This is a genomic window from Vibrio sp. CCB-PB317 (genome assembly GCF_022808245.1).
In the GTDB taxonomy this organism is placed as follows: Bacteria; Pseudomonadota; Gammaproteobacteria; order Enterobacterales; family Vibrionaceae; genus Vibrio; species Vibrio diabolicus.
In genome coordinates this window covers 1224945-1246669 of the sequence record NZ_JALGNU010000002.1, presented here as the reverse complement: position 1 = coordinate 1246669, position 21725 = coordinate 1224945, and the positions used below count along the sequence as shown (strand labels likewise).

16 protein-coding genes and 1 tRNA gene are annotated in these 21725 nt (G+C 42.5%); 10 read left to right on the top strand and 7 right to left on the bottom strand.

The genetic code is table 11. The features are described from left to right. Positions 1-26 precede the first annotated feature (26 nt). The gene (locus MTR11_RS14660; protein ID WP_413777594.1) at positions 27-2750 is read right to left on the bottom strand and encodes an EAL domain-containing protein; all 2724 of its coding nucleotides are present in this window, start codon (positions 2748-2750) and stop codon (positions 27-29) included. 645 nt (positions 2751-3395) lie between these two features. Here MTR11_RS14660 and MTR11_RS14655 point away from each other — a divergent pair. From MTR11_RS14655 to MTR11_RS14645, 3 genes are all read left to right on the top strand, one after another. Continuing rightward, positions 3396-4364, top strand: coding sequence for a cytochrome-c peroxidase (locus tag MTR11_RS14655; protein ID WP_172605996.1), 969 nt, complete (start codon positions 3396-3398; stop codon positions 4362-4364). Further along, entirely contained in the window at positions 4357-6714 is a 2358-nt protein-coding gene (locus MTR11_RS14650) for an ATP-binding protein (RefSeq protein ID WP_243327926.1), read from the top strand. Before MTR11_RS14655 ends, MTR11_RS14650 begins: the two co-directional genes overlap by 8 nt. Positions 6715-6812: 98 nt before the next feature. Next, positions 6813-7280, top strand: coding sequence for an OsmC family protein (locus MTR11_RS14645; protein ID WP_243327925.1), 468 nt, complete (start codon positions 6813-6815; stop codon positions 7278-7280). Positions 7281-7355: 75 nt separating this feature from the next. Here the strand turns inward: MTR11_RS14645 and gdhA are convergent, their stop codons facing one another. Further along, a complete protein-coding gene (gene gdhA, locus MTR11_RS14640; protein WP_243327924.1) occupies positions 7356-8708 on the bottom strand; it encodes an NADP-specific glutamate dehydrogenase in 1353 nt (450 codons plus the stop codon). A 302-nt stretch (positions 8709-9010) separates the two neighbouring features. On the opposite strand from gdhA, the gene MTR11_RS14635 reads away from it, so the two are divergent. Continuing rightward, entirely contained in the window at positions 9011-10021 is a 1011-nt protein-coding gene (locus MTR11_RS14635) for a DUF2804 domain-containing protein (protein ID WP_243327923.1), read from the top strand. 7 nt (positions 10022-10028) lie between these two features. Beyond that, complete coding sequence (locus MTR11_RS14630) at positions 10029-10886, top strand: sterol desaturase family protein (RefSeq protein WP_243327922.1); 858 nt, start codon at positions 10029-10031, stop codon at positions 10884-10886. 17 nt (positions 10887-10903) lie between these two features. Here the strand turns inward: MTR11_RS14630 and MTR11_RS14625 are convergent. After that, positions 10904-10978 (bottom strand) — tRNA-Gly (locus tag MTR11_RS14625). A gap of 371 nt (positions 10979-11349) precedes the next feature. On the opposite strand from MTR11_RS14625, the gene MTR11_RS14620 reads away from it, so the two are divergent. Both MTR11_RS14620 and MTR11_RS14615 read left to right on the top strand, forming a co-directional pair. Then, positions 11350-11868, top strand: a complete 519-nt coding sequence (locus MTR11_RS14620; protein WP_053807830.1) for a DUF4136 domain-containing protein — start codon at positions 11350-11352, stop codon at positions 11866-11868. Positions 11869-12443: 575 nt separating this feature from the next. Next, a complete protein-coding gene (locus MTR11_RS14615; protein WP_164665540.1) occupies positions 12444-13124 on the top strand; it encodes a DedA family protein in 681 nt (226 codons plus the stop codon). A gap of 126 nt (positions 13125-13250) precedes the next feature. On the opposite strand, the gene MTR11_RS14610 is transcribed toward MTR11_RS14615, so the two are convergent. The 4 genes from MTR11_RS14610 to MTR11_RS14595 form a co-directional block, all read right to left on the bottom strand. Next, complete coding sequence (locus tag MTR11_RS14610; RefSeq protein WP_046875977.1) at positions 13251-13574, bottom strand: hypothetical protein; 324 nt, start codon at positions 13572-13574, stop codon at positions 13251-13253. A gap of 86 nt (positions 13575-13660) precedes the next feature. Next, positions 13661-14119: a hypothetical protein gene (locus MTR11_RS14605; RefSeq protein ID WP_006741015.1), complete on the bottom strand. Its 459-nt coding sequence runs from the start codon at positions 14117-14119 to the stop codon at positions 13661-13663. A gap of 335 nt (positions 14120-14454) precedes the next feature. Then, a complete protein-coding gene (locus tag MTR11_RS14600; protein ID WP_005397144.1) occupies positions 14455-15096 on the bottom strand; it encodes a murein L,D-transpeptidase catalytic domain family protein in 642 nt (213 codons plus the stop codon). Positions 15097-15939: 843 nt separating this feature from the next. Continuing rightward, positions 15940-18306 carry an EAL domain-containing protein gene (locus MTR11_RS14595; protein ID WP_243327921.1) on the bottom strand — a complete coding sequence of 789 codons (2367 nt, stop codon included), beginning with the start codon at positions 18304-18306 and terminating at the stop codon, positions 15940-15942. 472 nt (positions 18307-18778) lie between these two features. Between MTR11_RS14595 and rbsD the strand changes: the two genes are divergently transcribed. Genes rbsD through rbsC form a run of 3 tightly spaced genes read left to right on the top strand, consistent with a single transcriptional unit; the run spans position 18779 to position 21707 of the window. Then, positions 18779-19198, top strand: coding sequence for a D-ribose pyranase (rbsD, locus tag MTR11_RS14590; protein WP_005397153.1), 420 nt, complete (start codon positions 18779-18781; stop codon positions 19196-19198). Between the two features lie 23 nt (positions 19199-19221). Further along, the gene (gene rbsA, locus MTR11_RS14585; RefSeq protein WP_243327920.1) at positions 19222-20727 is read left to right on the top strand and encodes a ribose ABC transporter ATP-binding protein RbsA; all 1506 of its coding nucleotides are present in this window, start codon (positions 19222-19224) and stop codon (positions 20725-20727) included. Beyond that, positions 20724-21707, top strand: a complete 984-nt coding sequence (gene rbsC, locus MTR11_RS14580) for a ribose ABC transporter permease (RefSeq protein ID WP_006741011.1) — start codon at positions 20724-20726, stop codon at positions 21705-21707. The genes rbsA and rbsC overlap by 4 nt, the downstream gene beginning before the upstream one ends. Positions 21708-21725 lie beyond the last annotated feature (18 nt).

Below are 21725 nucleotides of genomic sequence, written 5' to 3'. Positions count from 1 at the left end.
TCCTAATGTGTCTTAGAGGAGAGTGACTAACTGTTTACGTAGCGAGAAAATTGAACGAGTGCTTGCTCGGCAGGCATCGGTTTGTGGAAGTAAAACCCTTGCAACTCATCAATATTCCAAACTTTAAGCTTGCGTACTTGGCTCGCGGTTTCAACACCTTCGGCGACAATAGTTAACCCTAGTTCTTGAGACATGTTAGCAATGTTTCTTACCAGTGTTTTTGCTCTGTCATTGGTTTCAATCTCGTCGATATAAGATTTATCCAGCTTCACAATATCCAATGGAAAATTACATACGCTACTGAATGATGCGTATCCAGTACCAAAATCATCCAAAGCGAGTCCAACACCAAGTCGCTTGATGTCTTGAATGCTTTGGATAGATTCTACTTCTCCGCCCATCAACATACTTTCGGTAATTTCAAGCACAAGCTGGCCCGCAGAGAGGTTGTATTGAGCCATCACTTTTTTTAGGTAGGGCATCAGTCCGGAATGATAAAAGTGCTGTGCGCTTAAGTTCACATGCACGCTTAACATCGACAGACCTTGCGCATGACGAACTCCGTTGAGCCGACTGATAAATTCGCACGATTGTTTGAGAATGGACTCTCCCAATTCGACGATAAGTTTTCCTTGTTCTGCCATCGGAATAAAAACTTCTGGTGAAATCATACCTAATGTTGGATGTTGCCAACGAGCAAGTGCTTCGAAGCTAATGACTTCAGTGGTTTTAGCATCCACGATAGGCTGGAAAAACGGTTTAATCGCATCTTGTCTAATGGCATTTTCTAAATCGCGATTGATCACCATAGACGTTTCCGCTTGCTCTGATAGTTCTTCATCAATGACTAATACTTCGTGAGAGTGACGACCCTTAGCGGATTGTGATGAGAAACGTGCTGCAAGCAGTAAATGCTCGACAGACTGGTGAGTAATGTTTAGATCCATCATCACCGCTTTACTGTCTAATGACATCATGATCCCAGAGAGCTGGACCTTATGTGACAAATGATTCAGTAATCGATTGGTAGCATCTATCGCTTTTTGGTGGTGCTCGATATCTGGAATCAAAACGATAAATTCATGCTCACTAATTCGGCCTATTTGGAATGCCCCTAATTGCTCGCGTATTGCGGATGCGATGTATTGAATCACTTCATCAAAAATGAGGTGACCGTATACCCCTGCAATTTGCTTGAGAGTTTTACTGTTAATGTACACAAACGAAAAATGGTTTGGCCGTGTCTCTACGAGCTCGTGCAGTGCATTGAGAATGACAGGACGATTACAGAAACCGGATACCGGATCAAAGTCGGTGAGTTTTTGGATCATTTCTGCTTGCTGTTTTGTCTCTCTCATATCCTGAAGCAACAACATCAGCGCACTTTGACCATGATGTTGAATGAGCGTGGCTTCTATCAAACAGTCGATTTCTTCTGTATTGCTATCGAGCACTTGCGCTTCGAATTGTGTTTTACCGTTTTTCAGCTCTCTGAACATGGCGTCAACTCGACATTCATCGTCCTCCGATGGGCATAAGGTGTCTAGAGGACGATCTATCAATTGCGATTTGCTGTAGCTCAACAGATCTAACGCTCGTTGGTTTACATCGACAATTTTACGATCAATAACAATTAGCATGCCTAGTGAGGAGCTATGGTACAGAGCACCAAACTTTTCCATCGAGTCTTTCAATTGCAGTTGGGTTAACGATGTATTTTCAGAGAGCTTTTGTACCAGTTTTGTCGCTAACTCTAATTCGTCTACTTTTACAGAGTGCAACCCTTCAAGTTGGTATTGAGAGGCGATTTCGCTTATTCCTTCAGCAAAATGATTAAAGCGAGTGGCGACCTTATTTTTAAACGTGATGTAGGTGCCGGCAGCGATGATTGATGCTACAACGCCAACTGTTGCAAACAGATACATGAATAGCGTATTACCTTTCGCATAATGCTCTCGCTGTGTTTTCGTTTTTAGCCATGCGATTGGTTCACCAGATAAATCAGAGAGTGAGGCCCATTTTGTTATTGACCGCGAGGTCTTCTCTATATCCCGCATCTCACTACTGTCTGATCCACTTACCATCTGCGTCTCTAATGAGTTTTCCGCAGTTAAAATGGATTTAAAGTCTCCAGGAAAGCGCAAAGATAGGTTTCTTCCCCAAAGCATCCATCCGTTAGAAGGGCGGTCGCCTTCACTATTTCTAACTGGGCTGAGGCTAAGACCCCAAATAGTATCGTTGATTTTAAACAACCCTGAGATGCTCTCTCTATGGATATCAAGCTTGTGATTCATGGACTTGATGTAATCTTGAAGAGTAGGTTGATTCGCCATTTTAGCGGTGAGTTCTGAAGAAGTGTCGGGGTTATCCTCACGAGTTAAGGAGAGCAGAGTTTGCCCATTAGTCGTGATAAACGCCATCATATCGAGGTTTAACGCATCAATGCTCTCTGTGTAAAGGTTTCGCTCGGTATATTTCGCAATATCACGATCAACAAACAGATCGTACGTTTCGTCCCAGTACGCCCAGTCGTATGAGGCGCTTTCTTGCTGGCTCACCATCATGTCGATGACAGCGAGTGCTTGCTGATTCGCATGGTTAATTTCCATGTCTTCGAGCTCATCTAAGCTATACAGGAAAAAATAACGGCTAATAAAAAGGAAGCTGATGACCATGCCCAGCAGTCCTAATGAAAAGTATAAGGCGGTTTTATAGCGAAGATTCAAGTTAAACAAGCGAAGTGTTTTCATTAAAAAATAGTTATAGATGTTAATTCACTGAAAGTGTACGACATGTTCTAACAGAAATTGTTGATATAGATTCAAATTATAGAGATAAAATGAAGGATTTGCTGAGCTGATATGGTAAGTGAAACGTTTGCTCTAATTACTAGATTTTCGTGTTTGCAATTAAAATGCTCAATAACGTACCGCGCATTCAAATTACGGTTTAATCGTGCAGCTAGTAAAGGTATAAATCTTTTTATAAAACAGTCTATTAGTGTAACTAGTGCTTTTCTTCTGTATCTAAACTTCTTTTGTAATAGTAAACTGCGAAAAAATGATGGGTAATTATGATGTTTATTGTTCAACGCTTGGTCAAACTGGCCATTATCTGTGCCATTTTCTTTACTATCTTCGATCTCATCTCCTATGGTGAGATTACTTGGGTTCAAAGGTTGCTGGCTTCTATAAGCTAAATCTAGAATTCAATATGCACACATAACTCCACGAAGCGAGTCAATTCTTCGTTACTCGCCTTCGTCATTTGCTCCTTATCTGAGCTTTAAATAAAAGTACCTCCACGTGCAGCTCTGGTAACCGTTTTCCATTAATGGAAAAAACCTAAAAATGCAACTAACTTCATACTAATGGCAAGTGTAAGGTATGCAGTTGATGAGGCAATTCAGCATAATCACATTAGTTGTTGTGACACTCATTTTGAGCCAAGCAACAATCGCAAGAAATGCTAAGGTGCTAGGTGATATTTCGTTAGTTCAGCCGATAGAAGGTGACCCTGTCGTAGATATTAAGCTAGCGAGAATTGGCTGGCATCTCTTTCGTGATCCTCAGCTATCTTCAAACGGAAGCATCAGTTGTGCGACGTGCCACAACTTGCAAACCAATGGCGCTGAAAATACCCCCGTCTCTACAGGAGTGAAAGGTGATGGAACTCGAAATTCCATCACAGTGTTTAATGCAGCGTTAAATTATCGTTTTTTATGGGATGGTACCGAAAACACCTTGATGGCTCAGATTGATGGGCCAATCCACAATCCAATAGAAATGGACTCAAACTGGCAAACAATAGAGCAGTACGTGAAAGGAAGCGAACGTTATCAAGCGCTATTTAGTCGTGATGGTGAGCTACCGATTAATATTAACAATATTAAGTCCGCCATTGTGGAGTTTGTCGAAGGGCTCCAAACTCCAGGTGCACCATTCGATGCCTACTTACTGGGTTACACCCATGTCCTCAGTGAGCAGCAAATTAGGGGGTGGAAAACATTTCAGTCTTCAGGTTGCGTACAGTGTCATCAGGGCAAAAATATTGGCGGAGCGATGATACAAAGGTTCGCCTATTTCAAAGATAAGCCAGTAGTAGAGGATTCGGGACGGCACCTGATTACGACGGAAAGTGAAGAACAATTCTATTTTAGAGTCGCCAGTTTACGTAATGTCGCCCTAACAAGCCCTTATTTTCATAACGGACGAGTTGACCAGTTATCTGAGGCGATACAGATTATGGCGAAAACGCAGCTCGGAATTACGATGAGCGATGAAAGTGTCGCTGATATTGAAGCGTTCTTACAGTCCTTGACAGCACCCAGACCCGTGATTTTAGAGGTGTTGGAAAATGAGTAAATTCAAACTGGTTAATCTCTGCTTTTTTATTGCCATGCTGACGTGTTGTGTATTGGCGTATATGTCACATGTGAATTCAAAAAGTGCACAAGAATTCCACGCGGAGTTGACGGATATTGGGCACAAGTTGATTGAAGAGCGCGATGTTATCGTGAATCGATATGCGGTTGAAGATAGGAAGAATTATGAACTGACGACATCTTTAGTAGATATAGAAGTCGCAGCTGAGAACTTGCTAAATTCATCAAGGGAGTCAGTTTGGTTCCCTGTGACGCCCAATCATAAAAAAGTTGAGGATACGCTCAATCTATTCAAAAACCGTGTGCTTGATACAACGCTGAAGCTCGATATGTTGATTGGCGTTCAGGTAGAGAATCAATACGCGTTATTAATGCTATTCAACTTATATCAGCAAGATATTTCTACCGATACCGGAAAGACGTTGAGTGGGCATCACTATTTTGAGTTTCTCAACCAACTGCTTTTGACACAAAACGTAGTTGAGAGTGAAAGTGAAGCCAATTTCTTAGATCGGCTTCAAGCGAGCGATAAAAGGATAGAACTACTCACGAATGAACTGCTTGATCATGGATACTTTGTTTTTATTGAGGATGCTGAGCATCGGCTGCTCAATATTGCCCAAAGTGAAGCGCGTTTTACTTGGTTGTTTGTTTTTATTGCCGTGATGTTGTTAGTCAGTGCATTCTTGTATCAGTCGCAATATCGAATGTACAACTTGAAACAATTAAACCTCGAAATCGAGGAGGCGCGAAATAAAGCCGAGCGAGCAGCAAAAGCCAAATCAAGTTTTCTCGCCGCAATGAGTCACGAATTAAGAACGCCGATGAATGGTGTATTGGGCCTTTCTCAAATGATTGCAGAGGAAACCAAAGAGCCGACGACTAAAGAGTACGTGAAAGTCATTCTTGATTCTGGCCAACACTTGATGACGATTCTCAACGATATTTTGGATTTCTCAAAAGTTGAAGAAAACAAACTGGAATTTGAGCAGGCTAAGTTCAATTTAGATCAAGTCATTTCTCCTGTGTGTAGCGCAATAAAACCGCTCATCGATGAAAAAAATATCGAATTGATCGTGGAAAATGAAGTGCCTGAATACGTTGAATTTACCGGAGACTGCGCACGTTTACGACAGATCTTGTTTAATCTTGCTGGCAACGCGGTGAAGTTTACCAGTGAAGGGCATGTGTTAATCAGAACGGAACTTGATAAGGTAAATCAGTGCTTGGTGATGATTGTGAGTGATACTGGTATTGGTATTGCGCTAGACAAGCAAGAACATGTTTTCAATTCGTTTGAGCAAGCCGATTCTTCAACTACCCGAAAATTTGGAGGCACAGGGCTTGGTTTGGCAATAGTTAAAAAATTAACTGGCTTGATGGATGGCAAGATTACATTGAAAAGTGTGGAGGGTGTCGGAAGTCAATTCATCGTCGAGCTGCCCATTCCTTGGGTTGAATGCGAACTTCCAAAGGCACAAGAACCACCAAAAACGCGCAAGAAAACACACAATTTGCAGATATTGCTTGCTGAAGATAACCGAGTGAACGCCATTGTGGCGAAAGGGTTTTGCGAAAAGTTGGGACATGAAGTGGATGTCGCTGAAAACGGATTGGTGGCGGTTAAAAAGGCGAGAGATAACGAATATGACCTGATTCTGATGGACAATCACATGCCTGAGATGAACGGTGTTGAAGCGACGCGTGTGATTCGACAAGAGTTAGGTATCAAAACATTACTCTTTGCGTATACGGCAGATGTATTTCGTGAGGCGCATGATAGCTTTATTGAAGCCGGAGCGGATCATGTGCTTACAAAACCGCTACAGCAAGAGAGCTTTTCGGACGCTCTTAAACAGTTTGCTGCGAGGCTCGAACCAAAAGAGAATTTACCATTAACGAATGACAACAACGTTCTCCAGTTGCAGCGCAAGCCAATAGAGAAGCTACGGCTGACAGAAGAAGAGTTATCCAGTTCAGAGATGCTCATTTCTTTGCAAGAAGCGCCGGAAGCGATAGATGAGCTACTAAAAAGTATTATTGTCGATTTTGAATCATCGGTTGATGAACTTATTGATTATTTTATGGCTGAAGATTTCGCGTCTCTAGAAGACACGTTGCATAAAACAAAAGGTATGGCATTGAACCTTGGTTTACCGATTTTAGCTGGACAAACAGAGGCGCTAGAAAACACGCTCAAAGCAAAGCAAACTCCTGAAATTGAGCGGTTACAGATGCTAATCAACCGATTACAAGTTAACATCCATCAGGCTAATCGACTTCTGGATGACATACAGAAAAAAAACGTCGATCCTCAACAAATTTTGTAACCTCTCTGAGTTCATACGTTTCTTACCTTGTTTCGTTATGGTTTACTATGATGTGAATGGATGTGTTGATTCGTCAATGAGAAAATCAGGGAGTTAGAATGAGTAAGCATTCCGCTTTAATCGAATGGCATCGCGAAGCTGACGAAGTGTTCAGTGATAACCAGTATAGTCGGGCGCACATTTGGAAGTTTGATGGCGGGTTGCAAGTCCCTGCGTCACCATCTCCACACGTAGTGCCGTTGCCACTATCTGTAGAAGAAAACGTTGATCCGGAAGAAGCATTTGTTGCGGCACTTTCCAGTTGTCACATGCTTGTTTTTCTCTCTATTGCGGCAAAACGACGTTACGTTGTGGATCGCTACCTAGATGAAGCAGTAGGAGAGCTGACAAAAGGTGAAAATGGAAAAGAATGGGTGTCTAAGGTAACACTAAACCCTAAGATAATATTTGCTGGTGATGATAAACCTACACGATCTCAATTAGAAAAAATGCACCACATGGCTCATGAGAATTGTTTTATCGCCAATTCGGTTAAAACTGAAGTGACGACGCTTATTGCGGATTAAATGAAACTCTGTGTCAAAGCGCAGTGTATCACCGAATAGTGTTAAGCCAGCAGTCCGGCTGCTGGCTATTGTGAACTAAACGATGCCTTGCTCGATCATCGCATCAGCGACTCTTCTAAAGCCGGCAATGTTTGCGCCTAAAACTAAATTACCAGGCTGACCAAACTCTCGACTGGTTTCGTTTGCGTTAATAAAGATGTTTTTCATGATGGCCTGCAACTGGCTATCGACTTGCTCAAAGGTCCAGTTTTGCATGCTGGCATTTTGTGCCATTTCAAGCTGACTGGTTGCAACGCCGCCTGCATTGGCTGCTTTCGCTGGCCCATAAGCCATTTCGGAATCCACGATGATATTGGCCGCATCACGAGTGGTTGGCATGTTTGCGCCTTCACTAATCAAAACACACCCATTATCGATAAGAGCAAGAGCATCGTTTGACGTCAGTTCATTTTGGGTCGCGCAAGGAAATGCGGCGTCAGCTTGATATCGCCATACAGCATGCCCTTCATTAGGATAGTCACCCAACGGCGTATACTCTGCTTCAGGGTAAGTATCTAAATACTCTTCTAAACTTGCCCTTTTCACTTCTTTAAGTTGCTTGAGGAGCTGCAGATCAATACCGTGATCATGATAAATCGTGCCTCTAGAATCGCTGCATGTTACTGGGGTTGCTCCCATGTGGTATAGCTTTTCAATTGCATAGATAGCGACGTTACCTGCGCCTGAAACGAGGCAAGTTTTGCCTTTGAGTGAATCATTACGGTCATTGAGCATGCATTCCGCAAAATATACGGTTCCGTATCCCGTTGCTTCTTTTCTAACAAGTGAGCCCCCCCAAAGAAGGCTCTTGCCTGTAAGTACTCCTTCGTAGCGTCCCGTCAATCGCTTATATTGACCAAACATATAACCAATTTCACGCGCACCGACGCCGATATCGCCAGCAGGAACATCGGTAGCAGGGCCAATGTGGCGGTATAACTCGTTCATAAATGATTGGCAAAATCGCATGATTTCACCGTCAGATTTTCCTTTAGGATCGAAATTTGAACCGCCTTTTCCGCCACCAATTGGAAGGCCAGTAAGCGCGTTTTTAAAAATCTGTTCAAAGCCGAGGAACTTTATGATGCTCGCGTTCACTGAATGATGGAACCTCAGTCCGCCTTTGTATGGACCTAACGCGGAGTTAAACTCGACGCGGTAACCTTTGTTTACTTGCACATTCCCAGCGTCATCGACCCAAGGAACTCGAAACATGATTTGACGTTCTGGTTCTACGATTCTTTGGATAATCGCTTGTTCTTTATATTTATTATTGCTTTCTATGACTGGAGCGAGAGAAGTTAATACTTCTTCTACGGCTTGGTAAAACTCTTTTTGAGCCGGGCTACTGTGTTGCAACGCAACAATAGTATCGTGTATGTGTGACATAGATCTCTTCCTTGATATGAATAAGCAATCAGTTTATATGAATTTATTCCCATTAAATAGTGATTTTGACCAATTCTCAATGGCTATAATGGTCTTTCCTGCGGATGAGAACGCTCAATTTCCAACTTCTGGTCGTATTGATGAGGAAGATTAAGTGAGTGACATGATTGGATGGTTGAGTGATCGGTTTCACATATAGCGAGCAGAAGCCAAATTAGTCGATATTGTTGTGCTGTCACGCAAACTGCTTTTGTTAACTCGGTGTTAACATTTGAGCGTGTTGACTCGAAAAAGATAAAAATATGCATGAGCTTAAGACTCTGGACTCGTTTATTCAGCAAGACGGTCTACCAGTGTTTGGCCATCTTGATGGGATTCCCACATCTTTACAGTTAGATAAGTTTACCTACCTTGATGAGATGGATAAGCCAGCGTCTAAGTGGCGCCGTTACTGTGATTATAAGCAGTTTCAGTTCGTTAATTTGGTCACACCTAACTACGTGATTGGGGTTGCGATTGCGGATATTAGGTATTTAGCATCTGGTTTTTGCTATCTGTTTGACATTCAAAATAATGAGTTAGTGGAGCAGCAGTGGTTAAAGCCTTTTAATATTGATTATCAAACTCAGCCTTCCAGTTGGTCTAGTCATGCCCATCTTGCTGACAAAAGTATTCAGTTTTCTATTCAGAATGGTATTTGGCACGTCCACTTTGTGACAAAGTCTGTCAATGCTGATCTCTACTTACGTCCAGAAAGTATGAGTTTGCCATTAATGTTATGTACGCCAACCGGTTATGCGGGTTGGACTTATACGCAGAAGCACAATGCGTTAACGGTAGATGGCAATTTATTCATATTAGGAAAGGAACAAGATCTCTCAGATGTGGCTGCTGGTTACGACTTTTCCGCTGGGTACATGCGACGGGAGACAAGCTGGCGGTGGGCGAGTATTAATTGCTTTGAAAGCGGCAGACGATTGGGGCTGAACTTAGCTGCAGGCGTCAATGAAACGGGCTACTGTGAAAATGTATTCTGGATTAATGGTGAACGGCATTTTTTACAGTCTGTTCAGTTTCAATTTTCACGAAATGATGAAGGACAAAGATGGCATATCACGTCGGAAGATAAACGGATTGACCTAGTGTTCACGCCTTTAAACCGACGTTCAGAAAAGAAGAACTTTTGGTTTCTCAAAAGCAATTTTCGTCAATATATCGGCTATTTCTCTGGCTACATCGTTGATGGGAATGGTATCAAACATCAGTTAGAAGAAGTCATAGGTCTTACTGAAGATCACTATGCAAAATGGTAGAAACACAATGGATTGGACACAGTTGATGGAACGGCCTGAATTACTTCTGATGATTTTGGCGCCTGTTTTCTTTTTATGTATGGTTGCAGAGTACTGGTTTGGACAACGAAGGGGACATTTGCCTGAAAGCGCGACGTATTATATTCCGGAAGTTGTATGTAATTTTGTGCTTGCGGGCTTACACCAAGCGACAGACATACTCACGGGTTTACTGATTGCTCAGTTATATTTGTGGTGGTTTGATTGGCGATTGTTTGATATCGAAATGAGCGTTTCAGCGTTTTTGTTACTTGTCGTTCTGCAAGACTTTTTCTATTACTGGTTTCATCGGGCTAGCCACCGTATTCGTTGGATGTGGGCTGCGCACGTGGTCCATCACAGCTCGGAGAGAATGAATTTCAGCACCGCGTTTCGTCAAAGCTTGATGTATCCGTTAGCGGGAATGTGGATTTTCTGGTTGCCTTTGGTGATTATTGGCTTTGATCCCAAGTGGGTCGTCTTCGTTGTGCTGTTTAATCTGGGCTTACAGTTTTTTGTTCATACTCAATCAATTCGCTCGCTTGGACCGCTAGAGTGGGTATTTAACACGCCATCTCATCATCGTGTTCATCATGGTATAAACCGTCAGTACATCGACAAAAATTACGCGGGAGTGTTGATTATCTGGGATCGGATGTTTGGAACGTTTGAACCAGAAGTGGAAACCGTTAGGTATGGAATTTCTAAACCTGTAAACAGCTTTAATCCCATTCGTGTGACGTTTGCAGAATGGAAAGATATGTTTTATGACGTAACACGACCAAATTTAACGTGGAAACAACGTTGGCGCTGTCTATTTGCTCCGCCATCGGATTCTTTTGAGTAGATTGAGATAAAAGAGATTGGAGCGGGCAGCGGGAATCGAACCCGCATCATCAGCTTGGAAGGCTGAGGTAATAGCCATTATACGATGCCCGCGCATCGATAGGACTCAGTTAATATGCCACACTGAACGAAAAAGAAAAGTCTTTTCTCATCAATTGCTTGTCAGATGCCTAAAAAAGTAGCGTCTTGGTGTTAAAGTGTTCATTGTCTCTGTTTTTCAGGAGGGTCAGCGATTCCGCTTCTAAAATCGATGGCTGCTAATTAGGGGCAAACACACTGTCTACTAGCGTTTAGGCATTGATGATATTCAAGATTGTCAGTGTAAAGGTTAATCGCGTTTATTGAACAGTCACGTTTCATGGTCAAGACTAGATATTGAAATGATTACTTTTTACTGCTGAAGCGTATGTATAGCACTAGCGTAATTCCGCTGAAACAGTCAGCTTAACCAAAGGAGATTTAACATGTGGAAAGGTTTGATATTAGGGACGGTGATGATGCTCGTGTCTGCTTGTACAACCGTAACGACGGATGTTGATAAGCAAGCCGATTTTTCAGCTTACAGAACGTTTGATTTCGGTGCCCAAGCAGAAGCCCCTACGAGTATTGATGGTCGACGTATTGAACAAGGATTGGCTGAACAGCTTGAAGACAAGGGCTTAATTAAAGTGAATAGTGGTGGGGACCTTTACGTTCATCATGATATCGTCGAAGAGTCCGAGCTTGTCTCTTCTGGGTCTTCGGTGAGTTTCGGTTATGGTTGGAATAGCTTTGGCGTGATCACTTCAAGCCCGGAAAGATACAAAGAACGTAAGTATGGCAAACTGGTGGTAGAGCTTGTTGATGCAAAGGCTAATCAGGTTGTGTGGAAAGGTGTTTCAAGCAGGAAACTATCTGAGTCTATGAGCTCTGAGAAAAGAGAGTCTCTGATTGAAGAAGAAATTGCGAAAATGTTTGAAAACTACCCTTACGGTGAAAAATAATTAGTATTCTTAACGATTAAGAATACTAATTGCCAATCGTTACGCACAGGGTTAAAAGAACTTATTATTTTGGTTTTGGTTACCTTTGTGCGTACGACTCTGATTGCTTTACTCGGACTACTTTTCTGCTTGTTGGCTCCGAGCATGAGTATGGCGCACTCATACCCAAATTTTCTTTCCTTTCATAACCAGAATATTGCTGTTGACGCTAAGTCGAAGCACTTTTCAGAACACCCTGCCTCTCCAATACAACAAGACTATCCGAGTTTAAACAGCCGGAATATATTGAGGGTTAGCCATTCTAAGGAAACGAGCTCGAACGACGATGTAGAACTCGAATGGTTTGAAACGCTTGCTGTAGTTTGGTGGACACATCGTTCGGCATTTCACTCGATGGGGCTGCTAAAACGCATCGGCAATGAGGCTTTAGGTCGTTGTGTTGAAAGTATTTTTACTCATTCTAAATACAGAATCGGTGCGAGGAAAGAATCGAATCTCATATACCGCTTTATACATGCTCGCTAACACATTCCATGTTTTTACAATTTTTGGTTAGTTATGCTTAGGAGCGGTTTATGTTTGATTCGATAATTCAGGTCTTGAGTGCCTTTTGGCATCAAGATTTTACGGCGTTAATGGCGCCAGGCGGTGCAGGATTGGTTTATTTTGTTGTTGCTGCGCTTATCTTTTTGGAAAGTGGTTTTATTCCTGCTGCGCCATTCCCATGCGACAGTGTCGTCGTATTATCCGGTACGCTGGCGGCGGTTGGTGTCCTTGATCCAATAATGATCATGTTGGTGATAGCTGTTAGTGCGGGATTGGGAAGTTGGGCGGCTTACTTACAAGGCAAGTGGCTAAATCGCTTACCTAAGGTCCAAGGCTGGGTGAGCGCGGTTCCTCAAAAGCGTTTGGAACAGGTCGACGTATTACTCAGTAAACATGGATTGATTGCGCTTTTTTGTGCGCGGTTTATTCCGGTTGTTCGTTCCCTATTGCCATTAATGATGGGGTTGCGAGTGAAACGTATTAGTAAATTCCATTACTTTGCGTGGTTGAGTGCGATTTTATGGACGCTGATATTATGCGGTTTTGGTTTATTGCTTCCTTTGCTACCAGAGAATATGAGCAAAGCGATCACAATGCTATTAATGGCGGCCCCAATAATTACTCTTGTGATTGGGGTGCTTAGTTTCTTGTTTGTTAAAGCACGTCGAGCGTTCTGTAAATCCAAGGATGTGTCAGAGTTTTCTCAGTAAGTTTACTTTGATTTGCACTTTTAAGCTTGTATACAGATTAGACATCTAATCGGCTGGTTTTTTATCAGTAAAAAGAAAGGCGCAATGTATGCGCCTTTCTTTATGAGTGTCGTTAGGGTTTCGAGTTTAATAGCCAATGCTATATAGATACTCGCCAACCTCTTTACACTGAGACTTGTAGATAGTTTCTACTTCGGATTCATTCTTATCTGCTGCTTTAAATTCAAGCTCAGCAGAAGATAACTGGCTGAAACTATAGTTTCTTTCAGACATTAGGTAGTGTCTGAACATCGCTCTGTGTTCAGGAACCGCAATACGTGCATTAGAAACATTGGCACACTCTAGCAGAGTCTCATTGCTCATTTCTTCTGGCTTTGCTTCTGTGTTAGCGAAGGCAGAGCCCGTTGCAAATAGCAGTGCTAGTGCGATAGTCGTAGCGAATTTTGTCATTATATGGACCTCAAATTGGTTCTAGTAACAATGAGCGTATTGGTTCTCATCGTTACATTTCCGTGTTCTCTGTATGTCATAAAAAGTTAAACAACAGGGAAGGCGTTGCGACCATGAGTAAAGACGTACATCAAATTGGCTTCTTTTCTTCCTGAGAGTCGATAGAGAGAGCGTTTACTCATCAGCCCGCCATAACCATCAAGAGGTAAGCGAGATGCTTGTTTCGCCAATTCCAATAGTGGTGGGGAAGAGAAAGCAACAAGTAAAAAATAATCAGGAGTAAAATCAGATGATAAAACACCATCAGTGGCGGATGTTCGACGGCAGGAAACCAGCGCTAACAACTCGCGCTTTATGTGCAGATAATAACCTTCTGAGCCCCAAGAACTTGGAGAGGCAAATGTATGGAATTCGCTGTGTGCTAGTTCAAAATCGTCTTGTTGCGCAAGTTTAAGCAAGCGTTCAGAGGTGTAATGTTTAGTGTGGTGATACGTATGCGCATATGAGGCAACGATGAACCCTGAAAATAGGGACAATGAAAGCATCAATAATATACGGTGTAGATAACGCAAGAAGTAACCCTAAACATATAACGTCATAGACTATCACTATGACTACGGAATCTTAGTGACACTATGATAACAATGAAAATCGGTGTCTGACCAACTCAGCGTATACTAACGAGATGGAAGAGGGATGAACAGAGTTTTCTGATGTTATTTAGGTATAAGCTAATACCTAAATAATTTTAGCGTTGAAGCAAGCGAAAACTGGAGAAACAGGTAAAGAAAGAGAGTCATGAGGCCTGGAAGCTTGAGTCAATCCGATTATTTGTTGGGGAAGAAATAGAGCATTCTTCCCCACATGAGTTGCACCCGTGTTATGCGCTTGCATAAATAACACTGCCGCCTTTTATGGTGTCAATGATCTCACGAGACAACTTCTTTGGCAGTGCAGGGCAACCCCAACTGCGCCCAAGGTAACCATTCTTCTTGATAAAAGAAGGGTTAGCATAGTCGGCACCGTGCACAACGATATAACGCTCGCGAGCTTTATCGTTCAACCCTGAGCTTAGACCATCTAGTCGAAGTGAATAGCCATTTGAGCCGTAGTAGGTGGTGTCAGTCAAAAACGTACCCAGTGATGTTTTACGCGAGTTCACCACATTTGAAAACTGCGTCGCTGTTTTCTTTCCACTGTTCACACCGTGAGAAACATAAGTATTGTAGATAAGCTTCTTTTTATCTAAATCAACCACATAAAAGCGTTTTTCAGTCGATGGTTTACTATAGTCGATGATGGTTAGTACTGATTTCTTTCTATCGGGTGTTTTTTTGTACGCGATGTAAGCGTCACGAAACAATTTAAAGTCTACTACGCCATCTAACTTTGCTTGTTTGAACACTTGTTCAATTTGATTCTGTGGTATGTGACTTTTGACTTCGTTATCTGCTTGTTTTGCAAAGGCAAAAGGAGAGGCAGACAGAAATGTCCATATAAATAATAAAATTAACTTTTTCATCTTGGCTAAATAAAACTCTATGGTGTTACAAATTTACCGATTGCTTCATGCATTCGTTAAAACAACATGCACATCAATATAATTCTATTCCCAATGTTTCTTATTGTACGCTTAGGTACTTAATATTGGGTTAACGATAAGTTTTCAAGTTAAAAACTAACTGTTTGAAACTCAAATAAATTATGAAGTTAATCGATTGTTTCGATAAACTTCGGCATAAATAATATCTGATATGCGTAATTAATAAAACTGTGTTTAAGGATATTTGTGAGATGGCGAATTTATAAAAACGATGTTTTATTTTTTCTAGATTAGAAACTCTTTGTATTTCAATGTGTTTGTCTTTTGTACGTCTATTCAGCCTGCGTTTAGATTTGTGATTTGACTCGTAACAAATCGTAACGTCAACTCGTTATGTGTGTTAGTGCATTTTAAGTGAGTGGGTAAACAACAAGATGGATAAGAAAGGTAGAGAAATACCGAGAAGAAGGGCATTTCCTGTTCACAAGTGATAAAGCTAAGTCTAAGTGGAGCCGACAAATGAGCTTCTACACGAATCATTTAAGTCGGTGATCAGCAGTACAAAAGTAAAGTTTGTCAGCTTTTACTTATTTCCTTATGTCTTCAATTAAAGAAGTAAAAACAGAACTAAACTTACCAAAAAGTAATTCTATCGTTTTGATTAAATATTTAAATAACTGAGAGATTTCATCGAAAAATAATAATACCAAAAATTAACGTACGAACTTATGTGGTTGCTTATATTATTGAAACTAAGGGTAAAGTCTTGTTTCTATATTATATAAGTACAGAAGCCACATACATGGCTTCTGTACTTAATCTTTAATAAGATGTCCCTTGAACAGTAATTGAACCTACTATGGAACCATCGAAGCGGCTATCGTCATTTGCGGATTGCCACCACAAATTCAGTTGTTCCTTACTCATTGGCTTACCAAATAAATAGCCTTGCATATAGTCACAGCGGTAGGACGATAACCATTCATGCATCACATTGTGCTCAATACCTTCTGCGGTGACCGTTTTATTTTGAGCGTGGCATAGATCGATGATGGGTTTGATCACATGACCGTTGTTGGTTTTCATCAATGTAACGAGGAACTCTCGGTCAAATTTGATCTTTTGAACTGGATATTGAACAAGTTGAGTCAGCGATGTATAGCCAGAGCCAAAGTCATCAATGGCGAGACGATAGCCACGCTTCGACAGCTCATCAAGTAATGCTGTACCTTGTTGTTCTGCGGCAAAGGTTTCTGTTATTTCTAATTCAATACATTCTGGTTTCACACCGTTTTTGCTTGCTTGGTCATGAATATAATTCGCCATTTCGATGGAGTTAAGCTCTGCTGAAGAGAGGTTGATCGAAAGGACAATGTCTTTGCCAAAAATATTTCTTAATTGGTGATATTCCGCTGTAGCGTTGGCGAAAACCCAGCGATCAATTTTATCAAATAAGCCCGCCTGTTCCGCGATTGGGATAAACTCTTTCGGAGGCACGGGACCAATGCCTTCCGCTTCCCAGCGCAATAATACCTCTAGTCCTTCAATCTCGTTGTCCCGATTATTCATATAGGGTTGAAAAACGAGATGGAACTCTTCTTCCACGTTGCTTTTTCTGAGCGCTCGCTCAAGCTGACTGCGTCTTTGAGACTCAACATTGAGAGCAGCTGAGTAATAAGCGTACTGGTTTTTCCCGGCTCGTTTGGCTTGATACATTGCCGCATCGGCACTGGAGAGTAATTTCGCGACGTCTGTACCGTCTTGAGGGTACTGAGCGATACCTACGCTCGCAGTCACGGGGAATGAATTACTCCAAGATGGACTGAGATTGCTAATCGGCTTTAGCAACTCTGAGGCCAGCAAGTCAGGTAGGCGTTGTGCATCCTGATTTGAGCTCAATAAAATAGCAAATTCGTCACCAGACAATCTTGCTGCAAAACAGGGACTATCGTAGTCGTGCGAGAATTTTTGACAGACATTTTTGATGTGTGATGAAAACACCTTTAATAAGTTGTCTCCCAGTTCATGCCCGTATTTGTCATTAACGTACTTAAAGTTATCGAGATCGACATAAATGACCCACAAATGCTGCGAAGGGGAGATGAGTTCACGAGTTGCAAGTTCATGGAAACGATGGCGATTAGCGAGTTGCGTTAGGTGATCCGTTTCAGCCAGGCGTTTTGTCTTCTTATATATGACGTTGAGCTCTTCATACATATCAAAAAAGCGTGAGGATAAGCGTCCTATTTCATCGTTTGTTTCTAGCTTTTCAATGTTGCCGCGTTGATTTGTTTCCAGCTCTTGTAGCTGTTTATCGAGGCGAGAAACGGGGTGTAATACATAACGATACAAAACCAAAACAATTAAGGTGATGGTACAAAACGCCGCCACACCAAAGGAAAGGGCCAGTTCTAGCCACACTTTATCGACTTTATTCCACATCAAATATTCAGCGGGGGAGAGTACCGCATAAAAGTGTGGCAATAGTTCAATCGTCTGAGCGAGAGGAATATCGAGATAAATAGGCTTGTCGGCAAAAGTTATCACGCTATGCGTGTCGAACTCGATTTCGTGCTTGATCTCATTGAAGGCTTCGAGCGATACCGATACCACCACGAAAAAGACATTTTGCGGATCAAAACTTAGAGGTTGTGTCCCTGTTCGTTTGTCGATGAGTTCGTATTGCAGAAGAATACTTTGCCCGCTGGAATTGTAAATAAAGCCAGTATGGTTAAACGCTTCTCTCGTACTAAAGCTTCGCGAGATGTAATCCAATACCTTAGGGTCGACTACACCTGATGATTCGTAGTATTTATTTTCTGTGTAATAAAGAAGGTTTTGTTTCCCGTCGAGAATCGCCATGCTTGCATCGCCTGTATAGCCATGGCTTAACACATCTGCGGTTTCATCGAGTCGGTTAAATAACACGCGCTCACGATACGGATTGTTATGATTCACCAAGTAGTCTTGCAATACATCACTTTTGCTTAATGTGTATGCATAACTATTGAGGAATATGTTGGCTTGTCGGAACTGCCCTGCGAGCTTTTCCATTTGCAATTGGATATAGCTGTCTTCTCGCTTGATGAGCGTTACTTTTTGAATGCTGTAAATAATATAACTTGATACCAGCGCGCTTAATAAGATCACTGGCGCGACAAGCAAGATGACTCGATTGCTTAACTTCATTATGGCTTTTAGTTTCCGTTTGTGTCCCTACAAACGTCGCATACCATATAAGGTACTGAACGGATGATGTGTTTTGCAAATTGTAACCAGATTGTAAGGTGAGCGTTCTCCAAAATCAGACAACCATCCAAGAACTGTGATGATGTGTAAGGTTTCCATCTCATTAACTAGAGTGTTTCTCAGTAATGGGACGTATCTCTTTTTCAACTGTCTTTAAAAACCTCACTTCAAGTGTAGATTAAGCCAGTCATCGAAACGTTTCGATGATAAAGTGTGACTCATGTACCTTTTTACTATTCGATGACCCGTTAATTACGGATCATTCTCACACCTTATCGATCTCACTCTGGTCAAATTACCACAACGAATTATTATTTCATCGAAACGTTTCGATGAGTTTTCTGTTAATAACGAAAACACTTTAAAACAGGCGCTCATGGTTGTATGAACGTGTAACCGAAAGGTCGATGAGATGAAAAAAAGTACCCTAATTAACTCAGATATTTCTTACTTGGTGGCGACGCTAGGCCACACCGATGAGATCACGATATGTGACGCTGGCCTGCCAATCCCTGAGCATGTACAGCGAATTGATTTGGCGCTAACGCATGGCGTACCAAGTTTTCTTGATACTGTTCGCGTGATTCTATCTGAGTCGCAAATCGAAGGGGTCATTATTGCGGAAGAGTTTTCTGATGTAAGCCCAGTTTTGCATCAAGCATTGCTTAACGAACTGAGCAAAGAGAGCGAAGAAACGGGTAAATCTATCGAGATCAGCTACGTGTCACATGAAGCATTTAAAGCACGCACGGCACAAAGCCGCGCTGTCGTTCGAACTGGCGAATGCTCGCCATACGCGAACGTTATCTTTCAAGCGGGCGTGGTTTTTTAAGCCAGAGATATTGAGGACAGATTATGACTCAAGCCATTCTACAACTGAGCGACATTGAGAAAGCGTTCCCGGGCGTGAAAGCACTGGACAAAGCGAGCCTGAATGTTTACCCAGGCCGTGTCATGGCGCTCATGGGAGAAAATGGAGCAGGCAAGTCAACATTGATGAAGGTGCTGACTGGCATCTATCACATGGATGCGGGTAGCATCCAATATCAAGGCCAACCTGCCGCGTTTAAAGGGCCGCGTGACTCTCAGGAAGCGGGCATCAGCATCATTCACCAAGAATTGAACTTGATCCCTGAACTAACGATTGCTGAAAACATCTATCTAGGTCGTGAATTTACCGGCACGATGGGGCGTATTCAGTGGAGCAAGATGTATGAAGAAGCAGACAAGTTGCTTCAACGCCTTAACGTAAAGCACTCATCGAAAACGTTGCTTGGTGATTTGAGCCTAGGTGAACAGCAAATGGTGGAGATCGCGAAAGCGCTTTCGTTTGAATCGAAAGTCATCATTATGGATGAGCCAACTGACGCGCTGACTGATACCGAGACGGAGTCACTATTTAAAGTGATCAACGAGCTTCGAGAGCAGGGCTGCGGCATTGTTTATATCTCACACCGTCTTAAAGAAATCTTTGAAATCTGTGACGATATTACGGTGCTTCGTGACGGTAAATTTATCGGTGAGTGCAAGGTGCCCGACACTGATGAAGACGGCCTGATCGAAATGATGGTTGGTCGTAAGTTAGAAGAGCAATACCCACGTATTGATGTACAACATGGCGAAACTTGCCTTGAAGTGATTGGCCTGACCGGATCTGGCGTTCACGATGTGAGCTTCACGCTGAAACGCGGTGAGATTTTGGGTATTTCTGGTTTGATGGGGGCAGGCCGCACCGAACTGATGAAAGTAATTTATGGCGCGTTGCCAAGTGAGTATGGTGTTATCAACCTTGATAACAAAACCATTAACCCGGTTAGCCCACAAGATGGCTTAGCAAATGGCATCGCTTATATCTCTGAAGATCGCAAAGGCGATGGCTTGGTGTTAGGTCTCTCGGTTAAGGAGAATATGTCACTTTGTTCTCTCAATCATTTGACTAAAGGCTTCCAAATCCAACATAGCGACGAAGTGATTGCCGTGGAAGATTTTATCAAGCTATTTAATATCAAAACCCCTACGCGCAACCAAATCATTGGTAACTTATCCGGCGGTAACCAGCAAAAAGTGGCGATCGCGAAAGGGTTAATGACCAAACCTAAAGTTCTGATTCTCGATGAGCCAACACGTGGCGTCGATGTCGGTGCGAAAAAAGAAATTTATCAACTCATCAACAAGTTCAAAGCCGAAGGCATGAGCATCATCTTGGTGTCTTCCGAGATGCCAGAAGTGCTCGGTATGAGTGACCGCATTCTGGTTATGCATGAAGGTCGTATTACTGGCGAATTCGATGCGAAAGACGCCGATCAAGAAAAATTACTCGCCTGTGCCGTAGGCAAAAAGATCAATGAGGAAGCAGCATGAGTACTAATACCATGAGCAAACCAACCGAAGCTAGCAACAAGAAGTTGTTCACAAAAGAGTGGTTGATTGAGCAAAAATCACTGATAGCACTGATTTTTTTGATTGTTGTTGTGTCATTTTTGAACCCGAACTTCTTTACGGTCGACAACATTCTCAACATTCTTCGTCAAACCTCAGTGAATGCCATTATCGCGGTAGGTATGACACTGGTTATTTTAACCGCAGGCATCGACTTGAGTGTTGGTTCCGTACTGGCGTTATGTGGTGCCTTTGCGGCAAGCATGATTGCGCTTGAAGTCCCGGTGCTGGTGGCGGTTCCGACCGCTTTAGTCGCAGGTGCAGCGTTAGGTGCAATTAGCGGCATCATCATTGCGAAGGGCAAAGTACAGGCCTTTATCGCTACGCTGGTTACCATGACGTTACTACGCGGTGTGACTATGGTGTACACCGAAGGTCGTCCAATCTCGACAGGTTTTACTGACACCGCAGATGCGTTTGCATGGTTTGGTACCGGCTACGCGCTAGGTATTCCAGTACCTGTTTGGTTGATGGTGGTTGTGTTCGCAGCGGCTTGGTACCTACTTAATCACACTCGTTTTGGTCGCTACGTTTACGCACTAGGTGGCAACGAATCAGCGACTCGTCTATCTGGTATCAATGTTGACCGAGTGAAGATTGGTGTGTACGCCATCTGCGGTATGCTGGCAGCGCTTGCAGGCATCATCGTGACTTCTCGTCTATCTTCCGCTCAGCCAACGGCGGGTATGGGCTACGAGCTAGACGCTATCGCAGCGGTTGTTCTTGGCGGTACCAGCTTGATGGGCGGTAAAGGCCGTATCATGGGTACGCTAATTGGTGCGCTGATTATCGGTTTCTTAAACAACGCTCTTAACCTACTAGACGTTTCCTCATACTACCAAATGATTGCCAAAGCAGTGGTTATCTTGCTCGCAGTACTGGTAGACAACAAAAACAAATAATCCATAACCATTAAATCC

Bases quoted from the DNA above. Each gene is read 5' to 3' on its own strand.
- MTR11_RS14660 (WP_413777594.1), bottom strand. From the start codon at position 2,750: ATGAAAACACTTCGCTTGTTTAACTTGAATCTTCGCTATAAAACCGCC.
- MTR11_RS14655 (WP_172605996.1), top strand. From the start codon at position 3,396: ATGAGGCAATTCAGCATAATCACATTAGTTGTTGTGACACTCATTTTG.
- MTR11_RS14650 (WP_243327926.1), top strand. From the start codon at position 4,357: ATGAGTAAATTCAAACTGGTTAATCTCTGCTTTTTTATTGCCATGCTG.
- MTR11_RS14645 (WP_243327925.1), top strand. From the start codon at position 6,813: ATGAGTAAGCATTCCGCTTTAATCGAATGGCATCGCGAAGCTGACGAA.
- gdhA (WP_243327924.1), bottom strand. From the start codon at position 8,708: ATGTCACACATACACGATACTATTGTTGCGTTGCAACACAGTAGCCCG.
- MTR11_RS14635 (WP_243327923.1), top strand. From the start codon at position 9,011: ATGCATGAGCTTAAGACTCTGGACTCGTTTATTCAGCAAGACGGTCTA.
- MTR11_RS14630 (WP_243327922.1), top strand. From the start codon at position 10,029: ATGGATTGGACACAGTTGATGGAACGGCCTGAATTACTTCTGATGATT.
- MTR11_RS14620 (WP_053807830.1), top strand. From the start codon at position 11,350: ATGTGGAAAGGTTTGATATTAGGGACGGTGATGATGCTCGTGTCTGCT.
- MTR11_RS14615 (WP_164665540.1), top strand. From the start codon at position 12,444: ATGTTTGATTCGATAATTCAGGTCTTGAGTGCCTTTTGGCATCAAGAT.
- MTR11_RS14610 (WP_046875977.1), bottom strand. From the start codon at position 13,574: ATGACAAAATTCGCTACGACTATCGCACTAGCACTGCTATTTGCAACG.
- MTR11_RS14605 (WP_006741015.1), bottom strand. From the start codon at position 14,119: ATGCTTTCATTGTCCCTATTTTCAGGGTTCATCGTTGCCTCATATGCG.
- MTR11_RS14600 (WP_005397144.1), bottom strand. From the start codon at position 15,096: ATGAAAAAGTTAATTTTATTATTTATATGGACATTTCTGTCTGCCTCT.
- MTR11_RS14595 (WP_243327921.1), bottom strand. From the start codon at position 18,306: ATGAAGTTAAGCAATCGAGTCATCTTGCTTGTCGCGCCAGTGATCTTA.
- rbsD (WP_005397153.1), top strand. From the start codon at position 18,779: ATGAAAAAAAGTACCCTAATTAACTCAGATATTTCTTACTTGGTGGCG.
- rbsA (WP_243327920.1), top strand. From the start codon at position 19,222: ATGACTCAAGCCATTCTACAACTGAGCGACATTGAGAAAGCGTTCCCG.
- rbsC (WP_006741011.1), top strand. From the start codon at position 20,724: ATGAGTACTAATACCATGAGCAAACCAACCGAAGCTAGCAACAAGAAG.